Here is a 23546-nt window from a genome sequence, read left to right on the forward strand (position 1 = left end):
ATCTGGGAATAGATTCGGTTGCAATGAGGCTAGTCGCTTGCCGCATGATCGTCGCTTGCAACCGTCGGCGATCTGCAATGGAGCTTGCCAGATTTGCTCAGGACGCCGGAAGGGCAAGTCGCTCAATGGTTTGAATGTGCCGCGTGAGCAGGTTACAGGCGTGATCGACGTTGCGCGTTCGCAGGGCTTGCAGAATCAGGCGGTGATCTTGATTGGAGCGCGGTCGCCAGCCCACCGATCGCGCCATCGCGAACACCAATCGAGAATTGGCAAGCTGCAATCCATCGAGGCTCGCGAGCAGACGCGGCATTCCGCACGGCGCGACCAAGGCTTGGTGAAAGGCGCGGTTGGCCATCTCAAACTCCTCGATCGTCTTTGCATTGTCTCCTTCGATTAGGGCGAGCTCGATTTGAGCCAAATGAGCTGTTGTCAGTCTTGGCCCCGAATGGCGCAATGCCACCACCTCGAGCGCGGCGCGCATTTCGGCGATCTCCTTCACTGAACGGGTATCGAGCGGGGCAACCCGAACACCGCGACGCGGCACAGCGACAACAAGATGTTGTGCCTGCAGGTGCCGAAAGGCCTCGCGCACGGGGACGTGGCTGGAATTGAATTCTCGTGCAACGTGATCCTGACGGAGTGGTGCGCCTGGCGCTAAGGCGCCGCTGATAATGCGCTCAGCGATTGAGTCCGCGATGCGCGCGACCATCGTCATGTTGTCAGCAGTGATCATAGATTATCTACCGCAATAATCGGTGCATTTGCGAGGCAGCTCGATTAGCATCTCTTCGAGGGCGATGACTATAGATAATTCACGCGATTATCTACAACTGAGCGAGATTGGGTTATGGATGCTGCTGTGCAAGTCCAACGAAAGAAAGCTAGCAACGGGGCGCAGGTTCGTAATCATTGGAACGTCGAAGAGGCTAAGGCGCTCTACGACCTTCCTTTTGCCGACCTGATGCTTCAGGCGCAGCGCGCTCATCGCAAGAACTTCGATCCAAACCACGTCGAAACTGCGAGCCTGCTCAGCATCAAGACCGGCGGCTGTCCGGAGGACTGCGGCTACTGCTCGCAAAGCGCGCATTACGCGACCGGCCTGAAAGCGACCCGTCTGATGCGTTGCGCCGATGTGGTTGCGACCGCACAGCGCGCGAAGGATGCCGGCGCTACGCGCTTCTGCATGGCCGCGGCCTGGCGCACGCCAAAAGATCGCGATCTTGATTCCGTCTGCGACATGGTCAACGCGGTCAAAGGTCTCGGCATGGAAACGTGTGTCACGCTCGGCACGCTGACACCGAAGCATGCCGCGCGCCTCGCCGAGGCCGGCCTTGACTTCTACAATCACAACGTCGACACATCGCCCGAGTTTTACAGCAAGATCATCACCACCCGCAGCCTCCAGGACCGCATCGATACGCTGGCGCATGTGCGCGATGCCGGCATCAAGATCTGCTGCGGCGGGATTATCGGCATGGGCGAGCGCGTCGAGGACCGCCTAGGTATGCTCGTGTTGCTCGCCAATCTTCCCAACTATCCCGAAAGCGTGCCGATCAACCTGTGGAACAAGATTGAGGGCGTACCGGTGGAAGACACCGCGGAGCCTCCCGATCCGATCGCGCTGGTCCGGCTGCTGGCGACCGCGCGGGTCATGATGCCGAGGAGTGTGGTTCGCTTGTCCGCCGGGCGGCAATACATGACCGATGAATTGCAGGCGCTTTGCTTCTTGGCCGGCGCAAATTCAATCTTCGTCGGCGACGTGCTCTTGACCACCAATAACCCGAAAGTTGATCGCGACGCGGATCTGCTGGCCCGGCTCGGCATCACGTCCGGGCTCGCCTGACGGAAGCAGCGCGCCCAATATGTTGCCCCTACACCAGCCTAGGTGAGAAATGCAGATAACTTTGATGAAGGGCAAAATCCATCGCGCCTCAGTGACCGAAGCTGATCTGCACTATGAAGGCTCGATCTCGATAGATCGTACGCTCCTGGAGGCAGCAGGAATGGTGATCAACGAGCGCGTCGAAATCTACAATGTAGAAACAGGGACGCGCTTTGCCACCTACGTGATCGAGGCGCCGCCGATGTCTGGTACGATGAGCCTGAACGGTGCGGCTGCCCGACTGGTGATGCCCGGAGACAAGATCATTATCGTTGCATATGCCTCATTCGATGAGGCCGAAGCAAAGAAGTTCAAGCCACACGTTGTGCGTGTGGACCGAGATAATCGCATCCTGGCAAGTTGAACCTAACGGGCCATCCTTCCTTCTTAAACGGCCAACGCATCTTTTGCGTGATTTGATGCGATCCTCGGAGTGATGAATGCGGTCGATCCAGACAGCAAGACTTAGTCCCTACGTCGCAGCGTTGAATGCCTTGAACGAAGATAAACGGCTGCGCTGCCTCAAGCCGCGCGTGGGGATCGATTTCGCATCGAACGACTATCTGGCGCTCGGGAACGCCTCGCGCATCAAAAAGGCGATGGTCGCCGCGCTCGAGGCGGGCACTCCGGTTGGAGCCGGCGGGTCGCGGCTTCTGCGCGGCAATTGCGAGGAGCATGAACGGCTCGAAACAGAAGCGGCTCAGTTCTTTGGCGCGGAGGCAGCGCTTTTCTTTGGAGGCGGCTACATCGCAAATTTTGCCCTCCTGACAACGCTCCCGCAGCGCGGCGATCTGCTCGTTCTCGATTCGCTCGTGCACGCCAGTATTCACGAGGGGGCGCGGGCCGGTCGCGCAGAGTGTCGAATTCACGCGCACAATGATCCCCAGTCAGTCGAAGACGCAATTCGCGCCTGGCGAAACAAAGGTGGAGCGGGCCGCGTGTGGATTGTGGCCGAAAGTCTCTACAGTATGGATGGCGACTTCGCTCCACTCGAAGAGCTAGTGGCAATCGCCGATCGCCAAGACGCGTTTCTGATCGTGGACGAGGCACATGCCACAGGCGCTTACGGGCATCAAGGACGAGGGCTCACGGCCCCTTATGACAAGCGCGAAAATCTCATCGTCGTTCATACCTGCGGCAAAGCGCTCGGTGCGGCGGGTGCACTTGTTACGGCCTCCGGCATCTTGCGCGATTTCATGGTCAACCGCTGCCGTCCGTTTATTTTTGCCACCGCCCCATCACCATTGATGGCCGTTGCCGTTCGAGAGGCACTCCTCACCCTGCAGAAAGAGCCGGAGCGGCAGCAACGGCTGGCCAAACTCGTTGCGTTCGCGCATCGGCAGATCACCTCGCTTGGTTTGCGCACACCATCGACCTCTCAGATCGTGCCCTACATCGTAGGTGACAATGCTCATGCAATGCGACTTGCCTCTGCTCTGCAGGCGCGCGGCTTCGATATCCGCGGAATTCGGCCGCCAACCGTCCCTGCAGGCACCGCCCGCTTGCGAATTTCGTTGACACTCAATGTTGGCGAAGCGGACGTGCGCGCGATGCTCGATGCGCTGGTTGAGGTGACGAGGGGCTCGTTTCGATGAATAAACGGATCGTCGTGACTGGTACGGACACCGGGGTCGGCAAAACGGTATTCTCCGCAGGGCTCGCCGGGCTTCTCGGCGCGAATTACTGGAAGCCGGTCCAGGCTGGACTCGAACAAGAGATCGACTCCGAGTGCATCCGCCGCCTCGGTGGCCTCTCGTCCGATCGGATTGTCCCGGAGCTCTATCGACTTCGGACGCCCGCGTCGCCCCATCACTCAGCGGAGATCGACGGCGTTCGCATAGATACAGAGACGCTTGGACTGCCGGACAGCGGCGAGCGGCGACTCGTGATCGAAGGCGCCGGCGGACTCATGGTGCCGCTGACAGCGCGCACGCTTTACATCGACATCTTCGAGCGCTGGCAGCTTCCCGTCGTGCTTTGCGCAAGGACGGGACTGGGCACAATCAATCACTCCCTGCTCTCCATAGAGGCTCTGCGGAAGCGTCAGATTCGAATCCTTGGGATTGCGTTCATTGGCGAAAGAAACGCCGAAACTGAAAGCGCGGTTTGCGAGATCGGGAGAGTGCGTTGGTTGGGACGGCTCCCGTGGCTTGTTCCCCTCACAAACGATAGGCTGCAGGCCGCTTTCAAAGACTCCTTTGTTAGCAGCGATTTCCTGAACCTATGAAGACAGCTAAGAGGTCGCCGATCTGGCATCCGTTCACGCAGCATGCTCTACAGCGGGATATGACGAAGGTGGTCCGGGGAGAAGGGGCCTATCTCTACACCGAAGATGGCCGACGCCTTATCGATGCAATCTCCTCCTGGTGGGTCGTGACCCACGGCCATTGCCATCCATGCATCGTGAACGCGATCCGAGAACAGGCAGGCAAGCTCAACCAGGTCATCTTCGCCGGATACACTCACGACCCGGCTGAGCAGGTTGCGACGGAACTATTGAAGGTCACCTCCCCAGCGCTCGAACATGTGTTCTTCTCCGATAGCGGGTCCACCAGCGTCGAAGTCGCGCTGAAAATGGCGCTCGGCTACTGGCGCAATACCGGAAGAGAGCGAACCAAAATTGTGGTGATGCAGCACTCGTACCATGGCGACACGATCGGGGCGATGTCGGTAGGTAGCCGAGGCATCTTCAATGCGGCCTACGGGGCGCTGATGTTCGAGGTGACCTCGATTCCGTTCCCGGCAAGAGATTGTGAGCAAAGAGCTCTCGATGCGCTTGAAAACGCGTGTCGAAACGAACATCCCGCAGCCTTTATCGTGGAGCCCCTGATATTGGGTGCCGGTGGAATGCTGATGTATTCGCCCTCGGTGCTAAGAGAGATGAAGCGGATTTGCGAAGCCTTTGACGTCCTGTTCATTGCGGACGAGGTCATGACAGGCTGGGGCCGGACGGGTACCTTGTTTGCGTGTGAGCAGGCCGATGTCACGCCCGATATTGCTTGCTATTCGAAAGGCCTCACGGCTGGGGCGCTGCCGCTCGCCGTCACACTGTGTCGTGCCGATATTTTCGATGCGCATTATTCTGAAGATCGCACGCGTACGTTTTTTCATTCGAGCTCATATACGGCCAATCCAGTGGCCTGTGCCGCCGCCAAGGCTAATCTGGACCTATGGCAGGATCAGGAGTATCGCTGGCGGCTGGCATCCTTGGCGAGGATGCAAGAACAGGCACTCGCGCCGTTCCGCCTCGATTCACGGTTCGCAAACGTGCGGCGCACAGGAACAGTCACAGCGGTTGAACTCAACACGCGCGATGCTGGCTATCTGGCGGACATCGGTCCGAGGCTTTTGGCTTTCTTCCAAGCGCGGGATCTGCTGTTACGCCCACTCGGTAACACGATCTACGTGATGCCGCCTTACTGCGTTACGGCGGCCGATCTTGATGAAATCTATACTGCCATCCGCGACGCTGCTGACTTGCTGATGTGAGATGCACGAGACTGTGCGATCGTCTGCAGTGACAGGATCTTGGAAGGGAAAGTGCCCGTATTGCTGCTTTTGATAGTGCAACGAGGATGCAGCCCCCAACTTAAGCGCTCCCGATCCAACTGCCGCAGTAATTCTGCGGGCTAGTCATGCAAGGCGCAGCATTTGACCGAAATGTCGAGCGAATTGCGTAAATCACGATAGAGAAATCAATTATCTTGACCAAATTCTCGGCGAGGCTATCTGCGGAAAGTACTGCTTCGCGAGGCAGCCGCACATCAGAGTCAAGGCTCTTGATGGCTGCAACAACCAGGAAGACGGACCGCCGGGCGGGCCGCACCTTCGGTGCGCGCGTGGTGCTGTGGTCAGAGGGCAGCGGGGCTTCCTAGGTAAATGTCTGACAGGAGGCGAGAATGCACATTGGCTTCCGTAATTCCCTCGACCATTCAGCCACTTGCTGCGCGATATGCGGCGGAAAGTTTGGGCTGATCCGCCATTACTGCTGGCGAACGGCTCTTTGCTCGAAGAGATGCGTCAACCGCTTCAAGGCGCGGCGGGAGGCCGATCAGAAATGGCTTCGTTGGCTTCGAGCGGCTTAGGAATGGACTGAGTTGTGCCGGTACGGCCCTGGTCAGAGAATTCGAGTGGCCCTCTAGAGCACGTGGAAATCAAGTGACAGAAACATCGGCAAAAATAATCGACTTCACGGCCTACAGGGCCAGCAGGCTGGCGCGGTCTGAGCGCGTTCGCGACGACATCTACTCGACCGCGACTCTCGCTGCGCTTACGGCGGCCTGTCACCTTTGGACGTTCCTGGCCTGCCATCCGTTTGCTTTGCTCGGTGCGCAGGCGCCGAAGCAGGAGTCTCACGAGTCCCCCTAGCGGGCAGACACGGAGATGTGCCCTAAAGACGAAGTCCCCACTGCGCGCATCTGCGCTCGGTCCGGTCGCCGTCACCGTTTGGAGAGACTGCAATCAGCCCAGAAACGCGTGCAGATGGTGGCTCGTCGCGAGCGCCGCTCCTCGATTGAGGGCGCGGCTGGCATAGCCGCTGAAACTGCACGTGAAGACGAGCCATCGGGTGGTGAAATGGATGAGGAAGGTCTTGTCTCATGGTTGCGCGACCATTGGACTGTTTTTGCGCTGTTCCCCAGTTCTAGACAACTGGGATCTCCATCCTCCATGCCATTGACAGGTTTCTCCCGCGTTCTCTAGGAAGCGCCGACGGTGTGTGCGGAGCGGATTCAATATGAGCCACAGTTCAGAGCAGCCTCTAGAGCGTGTCACGATTCCGGCACTGCAGCAGTGGAAGGATAAAGGACGGCGTGTCGTGATGACCACCGCCTACGATGCGGTTGCGGCGCGCATCGCGGATCCCATTGTCGATATCATCCTGGTCGGCGATAGCGTTGGAAACGTCTGCCTGGGATTCGACAACACGCTGCCCGTCAGCGTGGCCATGATGAATCATCACCTGGAGGCTGTTGCGCGCACGAGGCCTCATGCCTTGCTTGTGGCCGACATGCCCTTTCTCAGCTTTCATGTCGGTTCTGAGGATACGATTCGCAATGCAGGAGGTTTTTTACAGCGTGGCGCCGATGCTGTGAAACTCGAGGGTGGTGCCAAACGCATCGAGATGGTACGCGCCTTGGTCGATTGCGACATTCCTGTGATGGGACATCTCGGTCTGACCCCGCAGAGCGTCAACGTCATGGGTGGATTCAAAGTGCAGGGAAGGACAACAGATACCGCCTTGCGGTTGCTCGATGACGCGCACCGTCTGCAGGAAGCCGGTTGCTTCGCGCTTGTCCTGGAGGGCATTCCTGCCGAGCTCGCGGCGCGAGCGACCGAATCTCTCACGATACCCACCATCGGGATCGGAGCAGGAGCCGATTGCTCGGGCCAAGTGCTCGTGTTTCATGATGTCTTGGGGCTAACCGAAGGCCATCGCCCCAAATTCGTTCGTGCCTATACAAATGGATTCCAGTTGTTCCAGGAGGCGCTGTCGCGCTGGGCTGCCGATATCCGCAAAGGGGCGTTCCCGGGCTCAGAGGAGTGCTATCGGCTTCCTGATCAGCTTCGGCATGCCGTCGCCAACTGGGTGCCCTCCAGTTCAACCTCAAGGTAAGAAATGAAAGTAATTACGAAGGTGGCTGAGCTGCGTCGCGCCCTTGCAGACGTTCGCAATGCCGAAAAGCGCATCGGATTCGTTCCGACGATGGGATACTTGCACGACGGCCACCTGGCCTTGATCTCGGCCAGCCGGGAACACTGCGACGTCACTGTCGTTAGCATCTTCGTCAACCCCACTCAGTTCGGCCCAAATGAGGATCTCAGCAGGTACCCCCGCGACTTCGCGCGCGATGAAGCGTTATGCGGCAGTGCCGGGGTCTCCATCATCTTCGCGCCAAGTGCAGAGGAGATCTATCCGGCTCAATTTGAGAGCTTTGTCGAGCCGGGCGAACTCGCAAAGCCGCTCTGCGGAGCTTTCAGGCCTGGACATTTTCGTGGTGTAGCGACCGTCGTCTGCAAGCTATTCAACATGGTGCAGCCGGACGTCGCGTACTTTGGACAGAAGGATTTTCAGCAATGCGCGGTAATACGCCGCATGACGGTTGATCTGAATCTTCCGATCGAGATTGTCACTGTGCCAACCGTGCGGGAGCCAGATGGGCTGGCAATGAGCAGTCGCAACCGTTATCTCTGCCCGGAAGAACGTGATCGGAGCTTGGCGATCAGCCGTGGCTTGTTCGCCGCAGCGCATGAGTTTGCCTCAGGGGAACGCGACGCCGCAACGCTGATTGCGCTTGCAAGAAGGCATTTGGAAAGGGTCGATCGACTACAGTACCTTGAGCTTGTCGACCCTGGGACTCTAAGGATTGCTGACAGCCCTCTGCGCTATCCGGCGGTGCTCTGTGTCGCAGCGTACGTCGGCTCCACGCGGTTGATCGACAATGTAGTCCTGTCCTGGTCGCCATCGTAGCGAGATCCGCAAGTGATTGCGCTCAGGAGCAGTCGAACCGGATGGGCTGGCCCTGAAATCCTCAACATCCTGGAAGAACTCTCGAAGACGATCCGGAACTGCCCTTTGCGTGCTGAACAACTCCCCCACGCTCGAGCTCATGATGTCGGTTGGAGATTGGCTCTGCCGCTGACGGGGTGGAGCGAGGCGGGGCCGCTCCACGCTGCCGAGATCATCCGCCTGCAAGCGGGCATCGCCAAAGGAGATTCGCTCAAAATCGTGTGCTGCCAATACGTGCGATTATGGATCAACAACCACGCGCCCATGACCATGAAATTACTTCACGATGGCGCAGACGACCTCGTCAAGCTGCAAAAAGCCGAAGCTCCCTAAGAGCGGCCAGGGGCGAGTCAAGGGGGCAGTGAAGCGCGGGCGCCGGATCCTGGCCCGATTTCGTCGCCAGACGTCGGGCGGGCGCTGGTTTTTGACGCAAAGATATGCTTCACCGCAAGAATTGGTCGCGATGTCCCTCTACAGTGTAGGATGCCAGGCGCTCGGGTTTGGAGCCGATAGGTGCCGTCTTGTGAAACGACATCGGAGCAGTGGCAAGCTATTTCTACCAACTCCATCGGGGCAGGTATGCCGAAGCGCAGCAGGCGCGATAAACGGCAAATCCTCTGGCCGCAATTGAACCTGATGAGGCTCGGCAACGAGCTAGCACCGTGCGAGCATTGGCCTGCGGCAGCCGCCCAGTCAGTCCGGCGCGCAATAGATGGCCGAGCATGCTGTACATCATCGCAGAGCATGATCGCAGGGAGCTCACATTGGCCTCTGAGCTCTAGCAAGCTTGTCTGCTAGGCCCAGACGGCCGACGAGAAGACAAACGCAGGCCGATCAAGCGAGCTGCCGCAATGGATCAGCGATCGCAGAGGTGCTGGACATTGCACCGCGCTGGAAATCGGCCGACCGGCAGTCGCGGAGGCTCATGCGCTCCGATGTACTTGAGTTGCGGTCCAGCAAATGCCCATTATCTTCCCCGATGGTATGAGGGAGATCTCTCAATGCTGGACGTTGGCACGATCACGCTTCTGCGCACGATCCTGGATGAGGTTTGCGTGAGCGTCCCACCGTATGACGCCGGCGTCCGCGCCTACGTTGCCTCCAGAATCCTGGAGGCCGCCACCAGAGGTGAGACGCGCCCCGATCTGCTTAAACAGATCGGTCAGGAAGCTCTTTCCAGAGCACCAACGATGTGGCGATAGATCTAGGACATGGCTTGTCATTGAGGTGAATTTCCAAGTCACAGTGCTGAAGATCCAGCTCGCAGAGTGTATCGTGGTCGCAAATCGATGGTGGCCTAACGTCACCCAAGACGCGGCGTTATCTGATGTGAATCGGTTGGCGCGCTGCTCGGTGCCCGGCCGATCCTTGAAACGAGAGAGCAGCTCGCACAGCAGACGCCGCATCCAAGCCTTGGCGCGCACCCTTGCGCGCCACGATGCCGGTGAGGCGACGCTCCAATAACCTTCGTCCGGAAACGGGGGCGAAGTCAGTGTTCGGCGCCGGAGCGCCGTCAACTCACGCGAGCCGGTGCGCCGTTGCTGTTTACTCCTGTGTGAGCGCCGCAAGTGCCCTTTCGATCACTGTGATGTCTTGACTGACCTGAGCGATCGCTGGCTTCGGATCAATGCCGGTAACGCAGTTCAACTGCTGCAGCAACTCCCGCCGATGCGCCAGAAGGTTCTCCAGCGCGCTGCGGTTGTTTAGTTTCACATAGCCGTCGACAATCAGTCCAATCGAAAGAGACATCGAAACTCTCAAACAAAGCTGTTCTCAACGAAGATGCGTATAGCACATCGGCAAACGATGTTCAGCTCCTCGGAAGAGAATACTGACGGGCGAGCTTGTTAGCGACAAGCGTCCGGCGCCGGGAGCGTGACCGACTATTCCTTGCGCCTTCCAAGCGCCCAGCTCTGTTTGAGCGACTAGCCGAGCAGAAAGACGGCGTATGGTGAGCCAAGAACGCTGCGGGTCGTGGCGATGGAAATGCTACGCTAGCGGAAGGAGTGTTGTCACGAACTGCCATTGTCCTTATCTGCCCGCCGAACGGCTTCCGAGATGCGATGGCGGGTGGCGCGTTGATCGACGACATGCTCGCCTGAATATCTCTTCGTAGAGATTGCGACGACCTCAGGAGCGTCCAGGATGCTCGATGAATATTTGGCCCGCATTCGTGCTCACCGCACAAACATCCACCGCTATCGTCGCCTGCTGAAGTCGAACCTGTCGGATGTCGAACGTCAGTTCATCGAAAAACGCCTCACCGAAGAGCAGACCGCGCTGGAGTTCCTTTCAGCCGAGACCTTCCCGCTCGCGTTTAGCCTCCGGAAGGGGCGGACATGCCGGCAAACTAGTCGCGGAGCCGCGAACGACGCGCGCGTTCCGGGCGGCCTGATCCGAGGCGCGGTGGGACCCCACGGCTGACCCTCCCAGCTGCGCATCCTCAAAAACCGCTCTGTACCGCGGGCTGTACCTAATTTGCGGGTTCTGATCGCGGCGGGCTTTGTCGAGTCCGATCGCCAAACACTTTCGAGCAGCATCACTGACTTCAATCCGGGACCTCTTCACCAGCGGATTAAAAAGCACCACTGTTCGACCGGTTCTCGCTCAGGACTTGTTTGTACTCGGCCATATCTCGGCAGTTTGTTAGATTGGCTACACGCCTAGCCAAATCGTTCTCACTAGCCAGCTGAGACAGCCACAACTTCATCGTTCATCGGTCTGCGACCACGGCATGAGATTTGCTCTGCTGGCTGAAACGCTGCGGAACCGTATTCGCGGCGAGAGGCACAGCAAGGAAGGAAACGACTTGCCAAATCTGCGAGTGGAGACAGTTTATGTCGGCGGCAGTATCTCCAGCAGCATTCTGGTGAATACACAGGCAAGCGGCGGTACCGCCCGAGACGTGGTACATCAAGTTGGTACGCGCCCATCGGCTGCGAAATACCCTCGTACCGATATTTTTACTAGTCGCCGTCGGGCAAATGGCAGGCCTTTTGCGTGTAGCCGATCCCGTAGGACTACTGCCCAGGTTCTCCGCGGCCGACGGTCGGTTGTTTCGACGGAGACCGCAGTCGGCCGCGCGACAGGGAAGGCGCCGTTCCGGAGCAGAACAACGGCCTCCAGCTTTTGGATCAATCAGAATCGGGCAACACCATGATTGTGCGTAGTCTGCACGACATTGAAGCAACCGATCACTTCGTCGATTGGGGCAATAGTACGAGCCACCGCCTTCTGACGGATAAGGACGGCATGGGTTTTAGCATCTGCCACACCATCGTGCGCGCTAACACCGTTTCTCTTCTGCAATACCGGAATCATCTCGAAGCCTGCTTCTGCATCGGTGGAGAGGGCGAGGTCGAGGACATGGACGGCAATGTCTTTCCTATTCGCCGAGGCGACATGTATGTGCTTGACAAGCATGACAAGCATCTCCTGCGCGGGGGACCGGACAAGGACATGATCCTCGTTAGCATCTTCAACCCGCCCCTCACCGGAACCGAGCGCCACAAGCTGGACGACCCGGCAGGCTCCACATATTGAGCGATGCGAAGAAACGCCAATCCAATATGAACTGCCGCTAATTGCGAGAAACATTTACTCGAGCGATCCAGCACTGGCTCGTACCGCACGCGCGGACTTTTTACGAAATGCCCACGCGATGCGGTTAGGTTGAGCTGACAAATTTACTTTGGCATTCCAGGTCCCTTTTTTTCTTGTCCGGAATACCCGGCGGGCGGGGTCTTGTGCGATTGATAGCGCGCTTAGTTGTACGATGTCTGGCGACGCTGTTGGACAGCTGACACAGCACCGCTGTGGCTATCGCATTGATTGCACTCGATTTCACCTTTGGCACGATACATGCGTAATCGTCTAAAGGGCGCCATAGAGGAGAAGTCGTTCGATGAGAACGCTTACCAGAAACGCTGACGCGCTTGAGTAGCAGCTGCGATACCGCCGCCACCATATTTGGTGGTGCGGAACGTTGGCGGAAGATTGAGTGATCCGCTTTGGCGAAGGGTTTCGTCACATCAATGCAGGCCAGCCAAAGCCCGAAAACAGATCCGAACCGATGTGAGCGATTTGCGTGAATCAAGGAAGACGCCGTCCGATCTTGAGCGATGATCAGGTGCAGAGCATATCTGCCGCGGATGAACTGCGGGCGCGTGGGGAGGAGTTTTGGCGACGGCGGCTCGAGCAGTTTAGCAGATTGCATCCGCCTTTCGTGTCATCGTCCGTGGCTGCGGCGCCGTCCCGATGGCAGTCGAGTTCATGGTTTAGCCCAAGCGGTTTGGCTATTTCCCCACAAGATCGCTCGGAATATTTGGTAGCAGCTTGGCTGATCTATCTCGCTCGGATCACGGGGCAACAAGAGTTTCAACTGGGATGGAAGCCTGCATGGGACCGATTGCAAACCGGCTCCAAACTCGTGATGGCCTCCGTCGTGCCGATGGATGTTCGCATTGAGCTTGCTCATGATTTTGAAGAAGTACGCAAAACCGTAGCGGCCGAAGTCGCTCAGCTGAGGGCGCACGCTAGCTTTGCCCGAGATCTTATAGCGCGCTGCCCGACATTGCGAGGAGTGGTGGCGCTACGGGCGCGCCAGCCTTGGCCGATTGGCATTGCAATCACGACAGAGAGCTGTCACGCCGCTGATGCTCTGACGACGAACCACAAAGCTGGGCATGCCTTGTGCGGCGATTTGCTGACCTTTGAGGTTTGCGCTCTGGATGGGAGCTTCCGCTGGCATTTTGATGCCGCTCGATTAGCACCGAAGCAGATCGACCGCATGACGCAGCATTTGCAAACTTTGTTACGCGGCGTGATGGCCGATGCTGGGCAGCCTGTCGGCCGAATAGACATTCTGGCCGCCGACGAACGCACGTATCTACTTGAGGATTTGAATCGGACGGCGGCGCCTTATCCGTTTGAGCTATGTATCCATGAGCTGTTCGAGGCGCAGGTGCAAAAGGCACCGGAAGCGGTGGCGGTGGTCTATGAGAAGGAGAGACTGAGCTATGGCGAGCTCAATGCGCGGGCCAACCGGCTGGCGCATCATTTGATCGAGCTCGGGGTCAAGCCGGACCAGCCGGTGGCGATCTGCCTCGAACGCAGCCTGGCGATGGTAGTTGGTCTCTTGGCGATCCTGAAAGCGGGCGGCGCGTATCTGCCGCTAGATCCGGCTTATCCGTCGGCGCGGCTGCGGCAGATTGTTGGCGATGCAGAACCGAAACTGCTGCTTTGCGATGTCGCCGGTCGAACCGCATTGGGCGCCGAAGCCGTGGCCGATGTGACGGTGGTCGATCTGGAGACGGCGACCCCGACTTGGGGCGAGCGGCCGCCTTCGAACCCGGACCCGGGCGCGCTTGGCCTTTCATCGCGCCATCTCGCCTATGTCATCTATACCTCCGGCTCAACCGGAATCCCCAAGGGCGTGGAAATGTCCCATGGCGCGCTTGTGAATTCGCTTGCGGGGATTGGCACGTCAAAACTGCGCACACTTCAATTCGCGACCCTGAACTTCGATGTGTCCTGTCAGGAATTGTTCATCTGTTGGAAGGACGGCGGAGTGCTTGTGCTCGTGCGGGAAGAGACCCGGAGGCACTTCTCCGACCTGCTGGAATTTATAGAGCGGGAGGCGATAGAGCGGCTTTTCCTCCCGTTCGTGGCATTGAATCATTTTGCGGAAGTCTGGAGCGCGCAGCGCGTGCAGCTGCCCTCTTTAAGAGAGCTTTATACAGCCGGCGAGCGATTGCAGGCCACTCCACTGCTTAGGACGTTCTTCGAAGCACATCCGAACGCGAGATTGATCAATCAATATGGGTCCACGGAAATCAGCGTCATTTCCGAGCACCACCTTGCAGCTGATCCGTCATGTTGGCCCCAGATGCCTCACGTCGGGCGTCCAATCGTCAACACGCGGGTGTACCTGCTGGATGGCCATGGCGCGCCCGTGCCGTTCGGTGCGGTCGGCGAGCTTTACATTGGCGGGGCGGGGGTGGCACGGGGCTACCTGAACCGCCCTGAGCTGACCGCGGAGCGGTTCATCGCCAGTCCCTTTGTCGAGGGCGATCGGCTGTACCGGACCGGCGACCTTGCCCGTTATCTGCCGGACGGCAATCTTGAGTTCCTGGGCCGTAACGACGATCAGGTGAAGATTCGCGGCTACCGCATCGAGCCGGGTGAGATCGTCGCGCGGCTCTGCGAGCACGCCTGGGTGCGCGAGGCGGTGGTGCTGGCGCGCGAGAACGACGCCGGTGACAAGCATCTGATCGCCTATGTGGTCTGCGCGCCCGAAGCCGGCTCGGATGAGGGCGGTGGAGGCGGGCTTGCGGGCGCCTTGCGCGCGCACTTAAGTGCGCGACTGCCGGACTACATGGTCCCGAGTGCGTTCGTGCGGCTGGCCGCGCTTCCGCTGACGGTGAACGGCAAGCTCGATCGGAACGCGCTGCCGGCGCCGGCCGATCAGGCCTATGCGCTGGCGGCCTACCAGTCGCCGCAAGGTGCGGTCGAGACGGCGCTGGCGCAGATCTGGGCCGAGCTCCTTGGTGTCGAGCGCATCGGGCGCAACGACCACTTCTTCGAACTGGGCGGCCACTCGCTCTTGGCCGTGCAGATGTCGAGCCGGCTGTCACAGGCTGTCGGGGTCGAACTGCCACTGTCGACGCTGTTCGCAAGGCCAGTGTTGAGTGACCTGGCGGCAAGCATCGTCGAGCTGTTGAGCTGCTCGGGTCCGCAAGAGCTGCCGTCGATTGCAGCCGTGTCGCGGCATGAGCCGCTTGTGCTGTCGTTTGCGCAGCAGCGGCTATGGTTTTTGGCTCAGCTGAACGAAGGCAGCACCAACTATCACATTCCGCTGGCCTTGCGATTGCGCGGGATGCTCGACCGCAGCGCCTGGCAGCGCAGCCTTAACCGTCTGTTTGCACGTCATGAGGCGCTGCGCAGTGTGTTTGTCGCGACCCAGGGCAAGCCCCGGGTTGAGGTTTTGCCGCCGGACGCGGGTCTGCCAATAGTTGAGCATGATCTGCGGGAGAGATCGGATGCGGAAGCGGCATTTTTGGATCTGTGCCATGAAGAGGGGCGCACGCCATTCGATCTTGCGCGCGGTCCGCTGATCCGCGGTCGGCTGATCCGCACCGCCGACGAGGAACACGTCTTCCTGCTGACCCAGCATCACATCGTCTCGGACGGTTGGTCGATGGGCGTGCTGCTGCGTGAACTTAGCCAGCTCTACCGGGCATTCCAGGCCGGGCAGGACGATCCTCTGCCGCCGCTTGCGATCCAATATCCGGATTACGCCGCCTGGCAACGCCAATGGCTGTCGGGGGAACGGTTGCAGCAGCAGGCGCAGTATTGGCGCAGCGCGCTGGCGGGCACAGCCCGTCTTGTCTTGCCGACGGACCATGCGCGGCCTGCCCAGCAGTCGTTTGCCGCGGCCGCGGTCCCGATCACCGTCGATGCGGATTTGACGCGGGAGCTGAAGCGGCTGAGCCTGCAGCATGGCTCGACGTTGTTCATGACGGTGCTGGCGGCCTGGGCGGCGGTGCTGTCGCGTCTGTCCGGGCAGGACGATCTTGTGATTGGCGTGCCGAGCGCCAATCGGGGGCACCGCGAGATCGAAGAGCTGATCGGCTTCTTCGTCAACACTCTGGCGCTTCGGCTGGACCTGTCGGGCAAGCCGCGCGTGTCGGAGCTTCTGGAGCGGACGCGGCGCACGGTGCTGGCTGCGCAGGAGCATCAGGACCTGCCGTTCGAGCAGGTGGTGGAGATCGTGCAGCCGCCCCGGGCTCTTGATCACACACCGTTGTTCCAGGTGATGCTGGCCTGGGAGAACAATGCGGTTGGGCCATTGGACCTGCCGGGGCTGAGTGTCGAAGCTGCCGGGGAGGAGATTGATCAGGCCAAGTTCGATCTGGAGCTGAGCCTTGGCGAGCATGGCGAGGAGATCGCCGGAACGCTGGGTTATGCCACGGCGCTGTTTGATCAGGCGACGATCGAGCGGCAGCGTGGTTATCTGCTGGCGCTGCTGCGGGCGATGGCAGCCGATGCGCAGCAAGAGGTCCACCGGATTGAGCTGCTCTCGACTGCCGAGCGCACGTATCTGCTGGAGGAGCTGAACCGGACGGCGGCGCCGTATCCTGCGGAGCGGTGCATCCACGAGCTGTTTGAAGTGCAGGTGCACAAGGCGCCGGATGCGGTGGCGGTGGTCTGCGAAGATGAGCGGCTGAGCTACGCCGAGCTCAATGCGCGGGCCAATCGCCTGGCGCATCACTTGATCGCCCTCGGGGTCAGGCCGGACCAGCCGGTTGCGATCTGCGTCGAGCGCAGTCCGATGATGGTGGTGGGGCTTTTGGCGATCCTCAAGGCCGGCGGGTCGTATATGCCGCTGGATCCGGCCTATCCGTCGGCGCGGCTGCATCAGGTGCTCGACGATGCGGCGCCGCCGCTGCTGCTGGCCGATGTGGCCGGCCGTGCCGCCTTCGGCGCGGATGTGCCGGCCAAGGTGAGCGTGGTGGAGCTCGATGCTGCGGCGCCGGCCTGGGCCAGCCTGCCGGAAGCGGATCCTGATCGGCGCGCGCTCAGCCTGACCTCCCGCAATCTCGCCTATGTGATCTACACCTCGGGATCCACCGGCAGGCCAAAAGGGGCACAGAATGAGCATCGGGCTATCGTTAATCGCCTGATCTGGATGCAGGACGCCTATGGTCTGAAACCAACAGACGTCGTGTTGCAGAAGACGCCATTTAGCTTCGATGTCTCGGCCTGGGAGTTCTTTTGGACTTTGCTTGAAGGGGCAACGCTGGTACTGGCGCCGCCCGGTGCGCACAGAGATCCCGATACGTTGGTCGACTTGATCGTCAGCCAGCGCATCACGACGGTTCACTTCGTGCCATCCATGCTGGTCAGCTTTTTGGATGCGAAGAGTGTTGACCGCTGCACATCGCTGCGGCAGGTTTTATGCAGCGGCGAGGCGCTCCCTGCCGCCAGTGTGTATAGGGTTCGGCGCGTATTGCCCTGGACGGCCCTGCACAATCTTTACGGTCCGACTGAAGCCGCGATCGACGTGACATCCTGGAGCTGCCCGGCTGAGTTTGATGAGGCCATCGTCCCGATTGGCCGCCCTATTGCCAACACGCGGGTCTACTTGCTGGATGGTCATGGCGCGCCTGTGCCGTTCGGTGCGGTGGGCGAGCTCTGCATTGGCGGGGCGGGGGTGGCGCGGGGCTACCTGAACCGCCCTGAGCTGACCGCGGAGCGGTTCATCCCCAGTCCCTTTGTCGAGGGCGACCGGCTGTACCGGACCGGCGACCTGGCGCGCTACCTGCCGGACGGCAATCTGGAGTTTTTAGGGCGCAACGACGACCAGGTAAAGATTCGCGGCTTCCGCATCGAACCGGGCGAGATTGCGGCGCGGCTTTGCGAGCATGCCTCCGTGCGCGAGGCGGTGGTGGTGGCGCGCGAGGATGGTGGCGGCGAGCAGCGGCTCGTTGCGTATGTCGTTGCCGCCGGAGCTGAGGAATCTGATCTTGCCGGCGGTTTGCGGGCGCATGTGAGTGCGGGGCTGCCGGACTACATGGTCCCGAGTGCGTTCGTGCGGCTGGCGGCGCTTCCGCTGACGCTGAACGGCAAGCTCGATCGAAAAGCGCTACCGGCCCCGGGCGACGAGGCATATGCGCGGCGGACCTACGCGCCGCCTCAGGGCGAGATGGAGACGGTGCTGGCGCAGATCTGGGCCGAGCTGCTGGGGCTGGAGCGGGTCGGACGGCACGACAACTTCTTCGAACTGGGAGGGCACTCGCTCTTGGCGGTGCAGATGATGGAGCATCTGCGGCGGCGGTCACTGCGCATCGAGGTGCGCACCTTGTTCGTCAAGCCAGTGCTCGCGGATCTGGCCGCACGCCTGGGCCGCCATCACGAGGTGGCAGTCCCGGCCAACCTGATCACCGAGCGGAGCGTGGCGATAACGCCGGAGATGTTGCCGCTGATCGAGCTCGCGCAGGACGAGATCGACCGGATCATCGCCACGGTACCCGGCGGGGTTTGCAACATCCAGGACATTTACGGTCTGTCGCCGCTGCAGGACGGCATCCTGTTCCATCATTTGCTAGCGGCAAAGGGCGATCCATACCTCCTGATGTCGCAGATGGCGTTTGCCGAGCGTGGGCTGCTCGCGCGCTATCTTGCCGCGATCCAGCGGGTGGTAGATCGGCATGACATCCTGCGTACCTCGTTTGTCTGGGAGGGGTTGTCGCGGCCGGTCCAGGTGGTGTGGCGGAAGGCGCGACTGGAGGTGATCGAGGTCCAGCTGGATGGCGCTGATGGCGCTGGCGCTGAGCAGCTCAGGAACCGGTTTGATCCGCGCCGGCACCGCATCGAGCTCGGCCGGGCGCCACTGCTGCGGTTTGTGATTGCGCGCGAGCCCGGCAGCGCGCGCTGGCTGTTGCTGGAGCTGCAGCATCATCTGATCGGGGATCACGCAACCCGGGACGTGATGCATGCTGAAGTCCGGGCCAAGCTGGAGGGGCGCGAGCATGAGCTGACGGCGCCGCAGCCATTCCGCAATCTGGTGGCGCAGGCGCATCTACGCGGTGATGCCAAGGCGGATGAAGCGTTCTTCCGGGAGCTGCTGGCCGGCATCGACGAGCCGACCACGCCCTTCAACTTGAGCGAGGTGCGCGGCGACGGCGGCGGGGTTCGTGAGGCGTATCGGATGCTGCCGCCAGCGCTCCATGCGCGGCTGGCGGAACAGGCGCGGCGGCTGGGCGTGAGTCTGGCGAGCCTGTGCCATCTGGCGTGGGGGCAGGTGGTGGCGCGCAGCAGCGGCCGCGAGCAGGTGGTGTTCGGCACGGTGCTGCTGGGCCGCCTGCAGGGCAGCGCCGGCGCCGACCGCGCCATGGGACTGTTCATCAACACCCTGCCGCTGCGGCTTGATCTTGATGGGACCGCCGTCGAGGCGAGCGTGCGGACCACGCACGCCCGGCTGGCCGAGCTGCTGACACATGAGCATGCCTCGCTGGCGCTGGCGCAGCGCTGCAGCGCTATTGCGGCGTCGGCGCCGCTGTTCAGCACGCTGTTGAACTATCGTCACAACAAGGCGCCGGCTGTGCCCGGCTCCGGGACGGATGATGTCTTGTCGGGTATGGAATGGCTGGGCGGGGAGGAACGCACTAACTATCCGCTGACCCTGTCGGTTGAGGATTTTGGCGAGGCGCTGGGCCTCACTGTGCAGGTGGCGGAGCCAATCTCGGCGGATCGGATCTGCGGCTACATGCAGCGGTCGCTCGAGCAGCTGGCAGAGGCGCTGGAGCATGCCCCGGATACGCCGGTACGCGAGCTCGACATCTTGCCGGCTGAGGAGCGCACCTATCTGCTGGAGGATCTGAACCGGACGGAAGAGGCCTATCCAACAGAGCAGTGCGTCCATGAGCTGTTCGAGGCGCAGGTGCAAAAGGCGCCGGAGGCGGTGGCGCTGGTCTGCGAAAACGAGCGGCTGAGCTATGGCGAGCTCAACGCGCGGGCCAACCGGCTGGCGCATCTTCTGATCGAGCTTGGGGTCAAGCCGGACCAGCCGGTGGCAATCTGCCTCGAACGCAGCCTGATGATGATGGTTGGCATCTTGGCGATCCTGAAGGCGGGCGGTGCCTATCTGCCGCTGGACCCAGCCTATCCCAGCGAGCGGCTGCGTCAGGTTGTCAACGATGCCGCGCCGCGGCTGCTGCTATGCGACGTCGTCGGTCGCGCAGCACTCGGCCCCGAAGTGCTGACCGAGGTGACGGTCATTGATCTGGAGACGGCCACGCCCGCCTGGGCCGAACGGCCGGCTTCGAACCCAGACCGGCACACGCTTGGCCTCACATCCGGCCATCTCGCTTATGTGATCTACACCTCAGGCTCAACCGGAACCCCAAAGGGGGTCATGGTCCAGCATCGGGGGTTGGTCAATCTGCTGTCGGCTCAGGTCGGCCTCTTTGGCGCTTCTTCCAACAGCCGAGTCGTGCAGTTCGCCTCCATCGCTTTTGATGCAAGCGCTTGGGAGCTTCTTATGGCGTTTGGCTCCGGAGCGGCTTTGCACTTGCCTGCGGAAGAGATCCGTCAAGCGAGGAACAAGCTATCGGATTATCTCCGAAGCGAAGCCATCACCCACGCGACACTACCCCCAGCGTTGCTTCAGACGAGCAAGGATCCGGAACGTTTGGCTGCGCAAGTTCTCATTCTTGCCGGAGAGCTGCCTAAGCCTGAACTCATCCGAAGTCTGGCCCCAGCATCAATGGTCAATGCTTATGGCCCGACCGAGGCAACAGTCTGCGCGACGATCTGGACTTGCCCGGCTGATTTCAATGGGTCGGTGGTCCCGATCGGGCGCCCAATTGCCAACACGCGGGTGTACCTGCTGGATGGCCATGGCGCGCCCGTGCCGTTCGGTGCGGTGGGCGAGCTTTACATTGGCGGGGCGGGGGTGGCGCGGGGCTACCTCAACCGCCCTGAGCTGACCGCCGAGCGGTTCATCGCCAGTCCCTTTGTCGAGGGCGATCGGCTGTACCGGACCGGCGACCTTGCCCGTTATCTGCCGGACGGCAATCTTGAGTTCCTGGGCCGCAACGACGATCAGGTGAAGATTCGCGGCTACCGCATCGAGCCGGGTGAGATCGTCGCGCGGCTTTGCGAGCACGCCTGGGTGCGCGAGGCGGTGGTGCTGGCGCGCCAGAACGGCGGCGGCCACAAGCATCTGATCGCCTATGTGGTCTGCGCGCCCGAGGCCGGCTCGGATGAGGGCGGTGGAGGCGCGCTTGCGGGCGCCTTGCGCGCGCACTTAAGTGCGCGACTGCCGGACTACATGGTGCCGAGTGCGTTCGTGCGGCTGGCCGCGCTTCCGCTGACGGTGAACGGCAAGCTCGATCGGAACGCACTGCCGGCGCCGTCCGATCAGGCCTATGCGCTGGCGGCCTACCAGTTACCGCAAGGTGAGGTCGAGACGGCGCTGGCGCAGATCTGGGCCGAGCTCCTTGGTGTCGAGCGCATCGGGCGCAACGACCACTTCTTCGAACTGGGCGGCTACTCGCTCTTGGCCGTGCAGATGCTCGGTCGAGCATCAAATCTTGGGTTGAGTTTTAGCGCCACCGACCTCTTCCGCGCACCTGTTCTGAAGGAACTCGCATCGCAGATTTGTTTGCAAGTGCAGCCCAGTAACTCGGCGGTGATTTCCGTTCGACCGAACGGATCGCAACCACCGCTCTTCTTTGTCCCGTCAGGCTTTGGAGATTGTTCGTATGTCCTCGGTTTGGCGGTGGAAATGGATGCAGACTGCTCAGTCTACGCTCTGCCATGGCCACCTTTCGATGACGTTCGTCCACCGACTTTTGAGGCGATGGCCGCGGAGGTGATTGTTGCGATTAAACAGATCCAGCCACGTGGCCCATACCGCTTTGCTGGATACTCATCAGGTGCAATCCTGGCTTATGCAATTGCCGAGCGATTACTGAGTAGTGATGAAGTTGTGTCGTTCATGGCCTTCATCGATGTCAGTCTACCTGGGGCTTCTTCGAACGCATCACTGAAGAATTTGGCGCGAGAGTTTGTTTTGGATCGTTGTGGAACCTTGCGCGATGAATATCGCGAGGTTTTAGAACGCGACACGGAACAATGTTCCATCTCTGAGTTGCTCGAAAAGGCGCAGCAAACAGGAGCGTTAGCTCCAGATCACGATCTTCACAGTGACGTCTCGATGTATCAAAGGGCCGCGGCATTTCAACGGGCGCTACAATCGTATCGCATTCCGTCGCTCCCAATTGAAATATACCAGTTTTATGCCAGTGAGCCTCTTAGTCGTTGGGTACCGCCTGACAAGCAATCTGGTCGCGATGCAAACCTGCCAAAGCTTGGCTGGGACCTGGTCGTCGATGCGGGGGCCATTCATGCGGTACCTGTTCCAGGCAACCACGCGACAATGGTGAGCAACCCAGAAAACCGCCAAGTTCTCGCTCATGCTATTTCAACGGCCCTAATCGGCACTCTTGAATAGGCTCAAAGAATTTCTCCGAAGGCTCAGGTTCGAAGTTTCGTTTCTAGACTAGCCCCAAATATCCATCCCACAAGACAGACCGGGAGTAGATGTTGCGGGTAATCGTACCCGACGATGTTCCATTCAGCGACGCTGACGACGACACGTGCCCGAATGTGTTGATAGTCCCGTTCGTGGTGGAGGGACCTGAATACGGGCCACTCAAGATCGGTCCAGCATACTGCTGCTGGACCGCAGTGTCACCGACGTTCAGGACTAGCACGCCATCAATGTTGTTGGTCGCAAGCCAGACGAATTTCTGCATGGTGTACGTCCGCATTGGTGGAAACAACACCAACCCATCTTCAGCAACGACGCCGGCTTTCTTCCTTCCTCTGAGATAGTCGACTGAATGCTAGAAACTAGAGCGGGGGCCCGCGACGTAAGCGGCTATCCGATTGACCGGTTCGGAGGGAAGGTCCCGGCCTGCATACCTTTTGTATGGATGTTGTGATGCATCCTGCTAGTGTCGTCGCCGCAACGGCTAAGGCGAGGAGCGCAACCCCCCAGTGAAGAAATCGCTGAACTGAACCAGCCCCGCCCCACAACAACTATCGAGTTATCTTTTTTCGATACTCGTCTATCATTGCTGTCGTAACATCACCCAGTAGCACAGCGGTGCCGCGCCGCCCGGCCGCGAATAGGCGCTTCTGCTGCCGCATGCCCGGCCATTGCGCATCGTGTCATCCGGGCAGGCGCAGGGTCTGCCAGTTGCGTGATATTGTGATCCCGGCTGGCCTTAATCAGGATCGCGGCGATGGCCGCGGCGGTCAGCGCAACTTCGATCTTGCGTTTTGTGTCGGTTTGCTGTGGGGCGGGATCTTGCGGTGTCTTGGGTATTGCGGTGGCGCCACGCGGGCCGGGCGGAGCAGTCTTGGAAGCTTGCGGCTGCGAAGGGCTGCCCGGCACCGCCGTTAGCGCGAGCGGACTTGCTGGGGGGCTGGTTAGCTGCGCTACCATTGCAGGCGCAGAAGTAGAGGGTCGCCCGTCCTGACGGCCGACGGAATAAGCTCCTATGGCTGTAAGGCCCAGAAGCACGATCACAGTCCAGCCCCGCATGAGGACATTCAAGCGAAGCCGGAGCGATCGGGCAAGTT

General features: G+C 60.4%; 15 protein-coding genes. 12 read left to right on the forward strand and 3 right to left on the reverse strand.

Translation table 11 applies throughout. The features are described 5' to 3' along the window. Positions 1-97: 97 nt before the first annotated feature. Positions 98-733 carry a GntR family transcriptional regulator gene (locus tag BJA_RS10215; protein WP_011084889.1) on the reverse strand — a complete coding sequence of 212 codons (636 nt, stop codon included), beginning with the start codon at positions 731-733 and terminating at the stop codon, positions 98-100. 114 nt (positions 734-847) lie between these two features. Between BJA_RS10215 and bioB the strand changes: the two genes are divergently transcribed. From bioB to BJA_RS10260, 9 genes are all read left to right on the forward strand, one after another. Further along, positions 848-1843 (forward strand): biotin synthase BioB, encoded by a 996-nt coding sequence (gene bioB / locus BJA_RS10220; RefSeq protein WP_011084890.1) that lies wholly within the window; start codon positions 848-850, stop codon positions 1841-1843. Positions 1844-1892: 49 nt separating this feature from the next. Beyond that, a complete protein-coding gene (panD, locus tag BJA_RS10225; protein WP_011084891.1) occupies positions 1893-2246 on the forward strand; it encodes an aspartate 1-decarboxylase in 354 nt (117 codons plus the stop codon). Positions 2247-2322: 76 nt separating this feature from the next. Next, positions 2323-3477: an 8-amino-7-oxononanoate synthase gene (locus BJA_RS10230; RefSeq protein ID WP_011084892.1), complete on the forward strand. Its 1155-nt coding sequence runs from the start codon at positions 2323-2325 to the stop codon at positions 3475-3477. Next, the gene (bioD, locus tag BJA_RS10235; protein ID WP_011084893.1) at positions 3474-4109 is read left to right on the forward strand and encodes a dethiobiotin synthase; all 636 of its coding nucleotides are present in this window, start codon (positions 3474-3476) and stop codon (positions 4107-4109) included. The genes BJA_RS10230 and bioD overlap by 4 nt, the downstream gene beginning before the upstream one ends. Further along, positions 4106-5371: an adenosylmethionine--8-amino-7-oxononanoate transaminase gene (locus BJA_RS10240; protein ID WP_011084894.1), complete on the forward strand. Its 1266-nt coding sequence runs from the start codon at positions 4106-4108 to the stop codon at positions 5369-5371. The genes bioD and BJA_RS10240 overlap by 4 nt, the downstream gene beginning before the upstream one ends. Before the next feature lie 1246 nt (positions 5372-6617). Beyond that, positions 6618-7496: a 3-methyl-2-oxobutanoate hydroxymethyltransferase gene (gene panB, locus BJA_RS10245; protein WP_028153345.1), complete on the forward strand. Its 879-nt coding sequence runs from the start codon at positions 6618-6620 to the stop codon at positions 7494-7496. Positions 7497-7499: 3 nt separating this feature from the next. Further along, on the forward strand, positions 7500-8351 hold the full coding sequence (gene panC / locus BJA_RS10250; protein ID WP_011084897.1) for a pantoate--beta-alanine ligase: 852 nt from the start codon (positions 7500-7502) through the stop codon (positions 8349-8351). Positions 8352-8363: 12 nt separating this feature from the next. Beyond that, entirely contained in the window at positions 8364-8723 is a 360-nt protein-coding gene (locus BJA_RS10255; RefSeq protein ID WP_011084898.1) for a hypothetical protein, read from the forward strand. A gap of 668 nt (positions 8724-9391) precedes the next feature. Continuing rightward, positions 9392-9592 carry a hypothetical protein gene (locus tag BJA_RS10260; protein ID WP_014497761.1) on the forward strand — a complete coding sequence of 67 codons (201 nt, stop codon included), beginning with the start codon at positions 9392-9394 and terminating at the stop codon, positions 9590-9592. 343 nt (positions 9593-9935) lie between these two features. Here the strand turns inward: BJA_RS10260 and BJA_RS10265 are convergent, their stop codons facing one another. Next, complete coding sequence (locus BJA_RS10265) at positions 9936-10139, reverse strand: hypothetical protein (protein WP_014497760.1); 204 nt, start codon at positions 10137-10139, stop codon at positions 9936-9938. 396 nt (positions 10140-10535) lie between these two features. Here BJA_RS10265 and BJA_RS10270 point away from each other — a divergent pair, with 396 nt between their 5' ends. Then, the gene (locus BJA_RS10270; RefSeq protein WP_011084900.1) at positions 10536-10814 is read left to right on the forward strand and encodes a hypothetical protein; all 279 of its coding nucleotides are present in this window, start codon (positions 10536-10538) and stop codon (positions 10812-10814) included. A 732-nt stretch (positions 10815-11546) separates the two neighbouring features. After that, positions 11547-11933 (forward strand): ectoine synthase, encoded by a 387-nt coding sequence (locus tag BJA_RS10275; RefSeq protein ID WP_011084901.1) that lies wholly within the window; start codon positions 11547-11549, stop codon positions 11931-11933. A gap of 124 nt (positions 11934-12057) precedes the next feature. Here BJA_RS10275 and BJA_RS42945 read toward each other — a convergent pair whose 3' ends face one another. Beyond that, positions 12058-12606 carry a hypothetical protein gene (locus BJA_RS42945; RefSeq protein WP_182869657.1) on the reverse strand — a complete coding sequence of 183 codons (549 nt, stop codon included), beginning with the start codon at positions 12604-12606 and terminating at the stop codon, positions 12058-12060. A gap of 216 nt (positions 12607-12822) precedes the next feature. Here BJA_RS42945 and BJA_RS10280 point away from each other — a divergent pair, with 216 nt between their 5' ends. Further along, positions 12823-22410, forward strand: coding sequence for a non-ribosomal peptide synthetase (locus BJA_RS10280; protein WP_232707714.1), 9588 nt, complete (start codon positions 12823-12825; stop codon positions 22408-22410). The last annotated feature ends 1136 nt before the right edge of the window (positions 22411-23546 follow it).

The sequence above is a fragment of the Bradyrhizobium diazoefficiens USDA 110 genome (genome assembly GCF_000011365.1).
GTDB classification, from domain to species: Bacteria; Pseudomonadota; Alphaproteobacteria; order Rhizobiales; family Xanthobacteraceae; genus Bradyrhizobium; species Bradyrhizobium diazoefficiens.

Coding starts and splice junctions, on each gene's coding strand:
- BJA_RS10215 (WP_011084889.1), bottom strand. CDS start 733: ATGATCACTGCTGACAACATGACGATGGTCGCGCGCATCGCGGACTCA.
- bioB (WP_011084890.1), top strand. CDS start 848: ATGGATGCTGCTGTGCAAGTCCAACGAAAGAAAGCTAGCAACGGGGCG.
- panD (WP_011084891.1), top strand. CDS start 1,893: ATGCAGATAACTTTGATGAAGGGCAAAATCCATCGCGCCTCAGTGACC.
- BJA_RS10230 (WP_011084892.1), top strand. CDS start 2,323: ATGCGGTCGATCCAGACAGCAAGACTTAGTCCCTACGTCGCAGCGTTG.
- bioD (WP_011084893.1), top strand. CDS start 3,474: ATGAATAAACGGATCGTCGTGACTGGTACGGACACCGGGGTCGGCAAA.
- BJA_RS10240 (WP_011084894.1), top strand. CDS start 4,106: ATGAAGACAGCTAAGAGGTCGCCGATCTGGCATCCGTTCACGCAGCAT.
- panB (WP_028153345.1), top strand. CDS start 6,618: ATGAGCCACAGTTCAGAGCAGCCTCTAGAGCGTGTCACGATTCCGGCA.
- panC (WP_011084897.1), top strand. CDS start 7,500: ATGAAAGTAATTACGAAGGTGGCTGAGCTGCGTCGCGCCCTTGCAGAC.
- BJA_RS10260 (WP_014497761.1), top strand. CDS start 9,392: ATGCTGGACGTTGGCACGATCACGCTTCTGCGCACGATCCTGGATGAG.
- BJA_RS10265 (WP_014497760.1), bottom strand. CDS start 10,139: ATGTCTCTTTCGATTGGACTGATTGTCGACGGCTATGTGAAACTAAAC.
- BJA_RS10270 (WP_011084900.1), top strand. CDS start 10,536: ATGCTCGATGAATATTTGGCCCGCATTCGTGCTCACCGCACAAACATC.
- BJA_RS10275 (WP_011084901.1), top strand. CDS start 11,547: ATGATTGTGCGTAGTCTGCACGACATTGAAGCAACCGATCACTTCGTC.
- BJA_RS42945 (WP_182869657.1), bottom strand. CDS start 12,606: ATGCAATCTGCTAAACTGCTCGAGCCGCCGTCGCCAAAACTCCTCCCC.
- BJA_RS10280 (WP_232707714.1), top strand. CDS start 12,823: ATGGCCTCCGTCGTGCCGATGGATGTTCGCATTGAGCTTGCTCATGAT.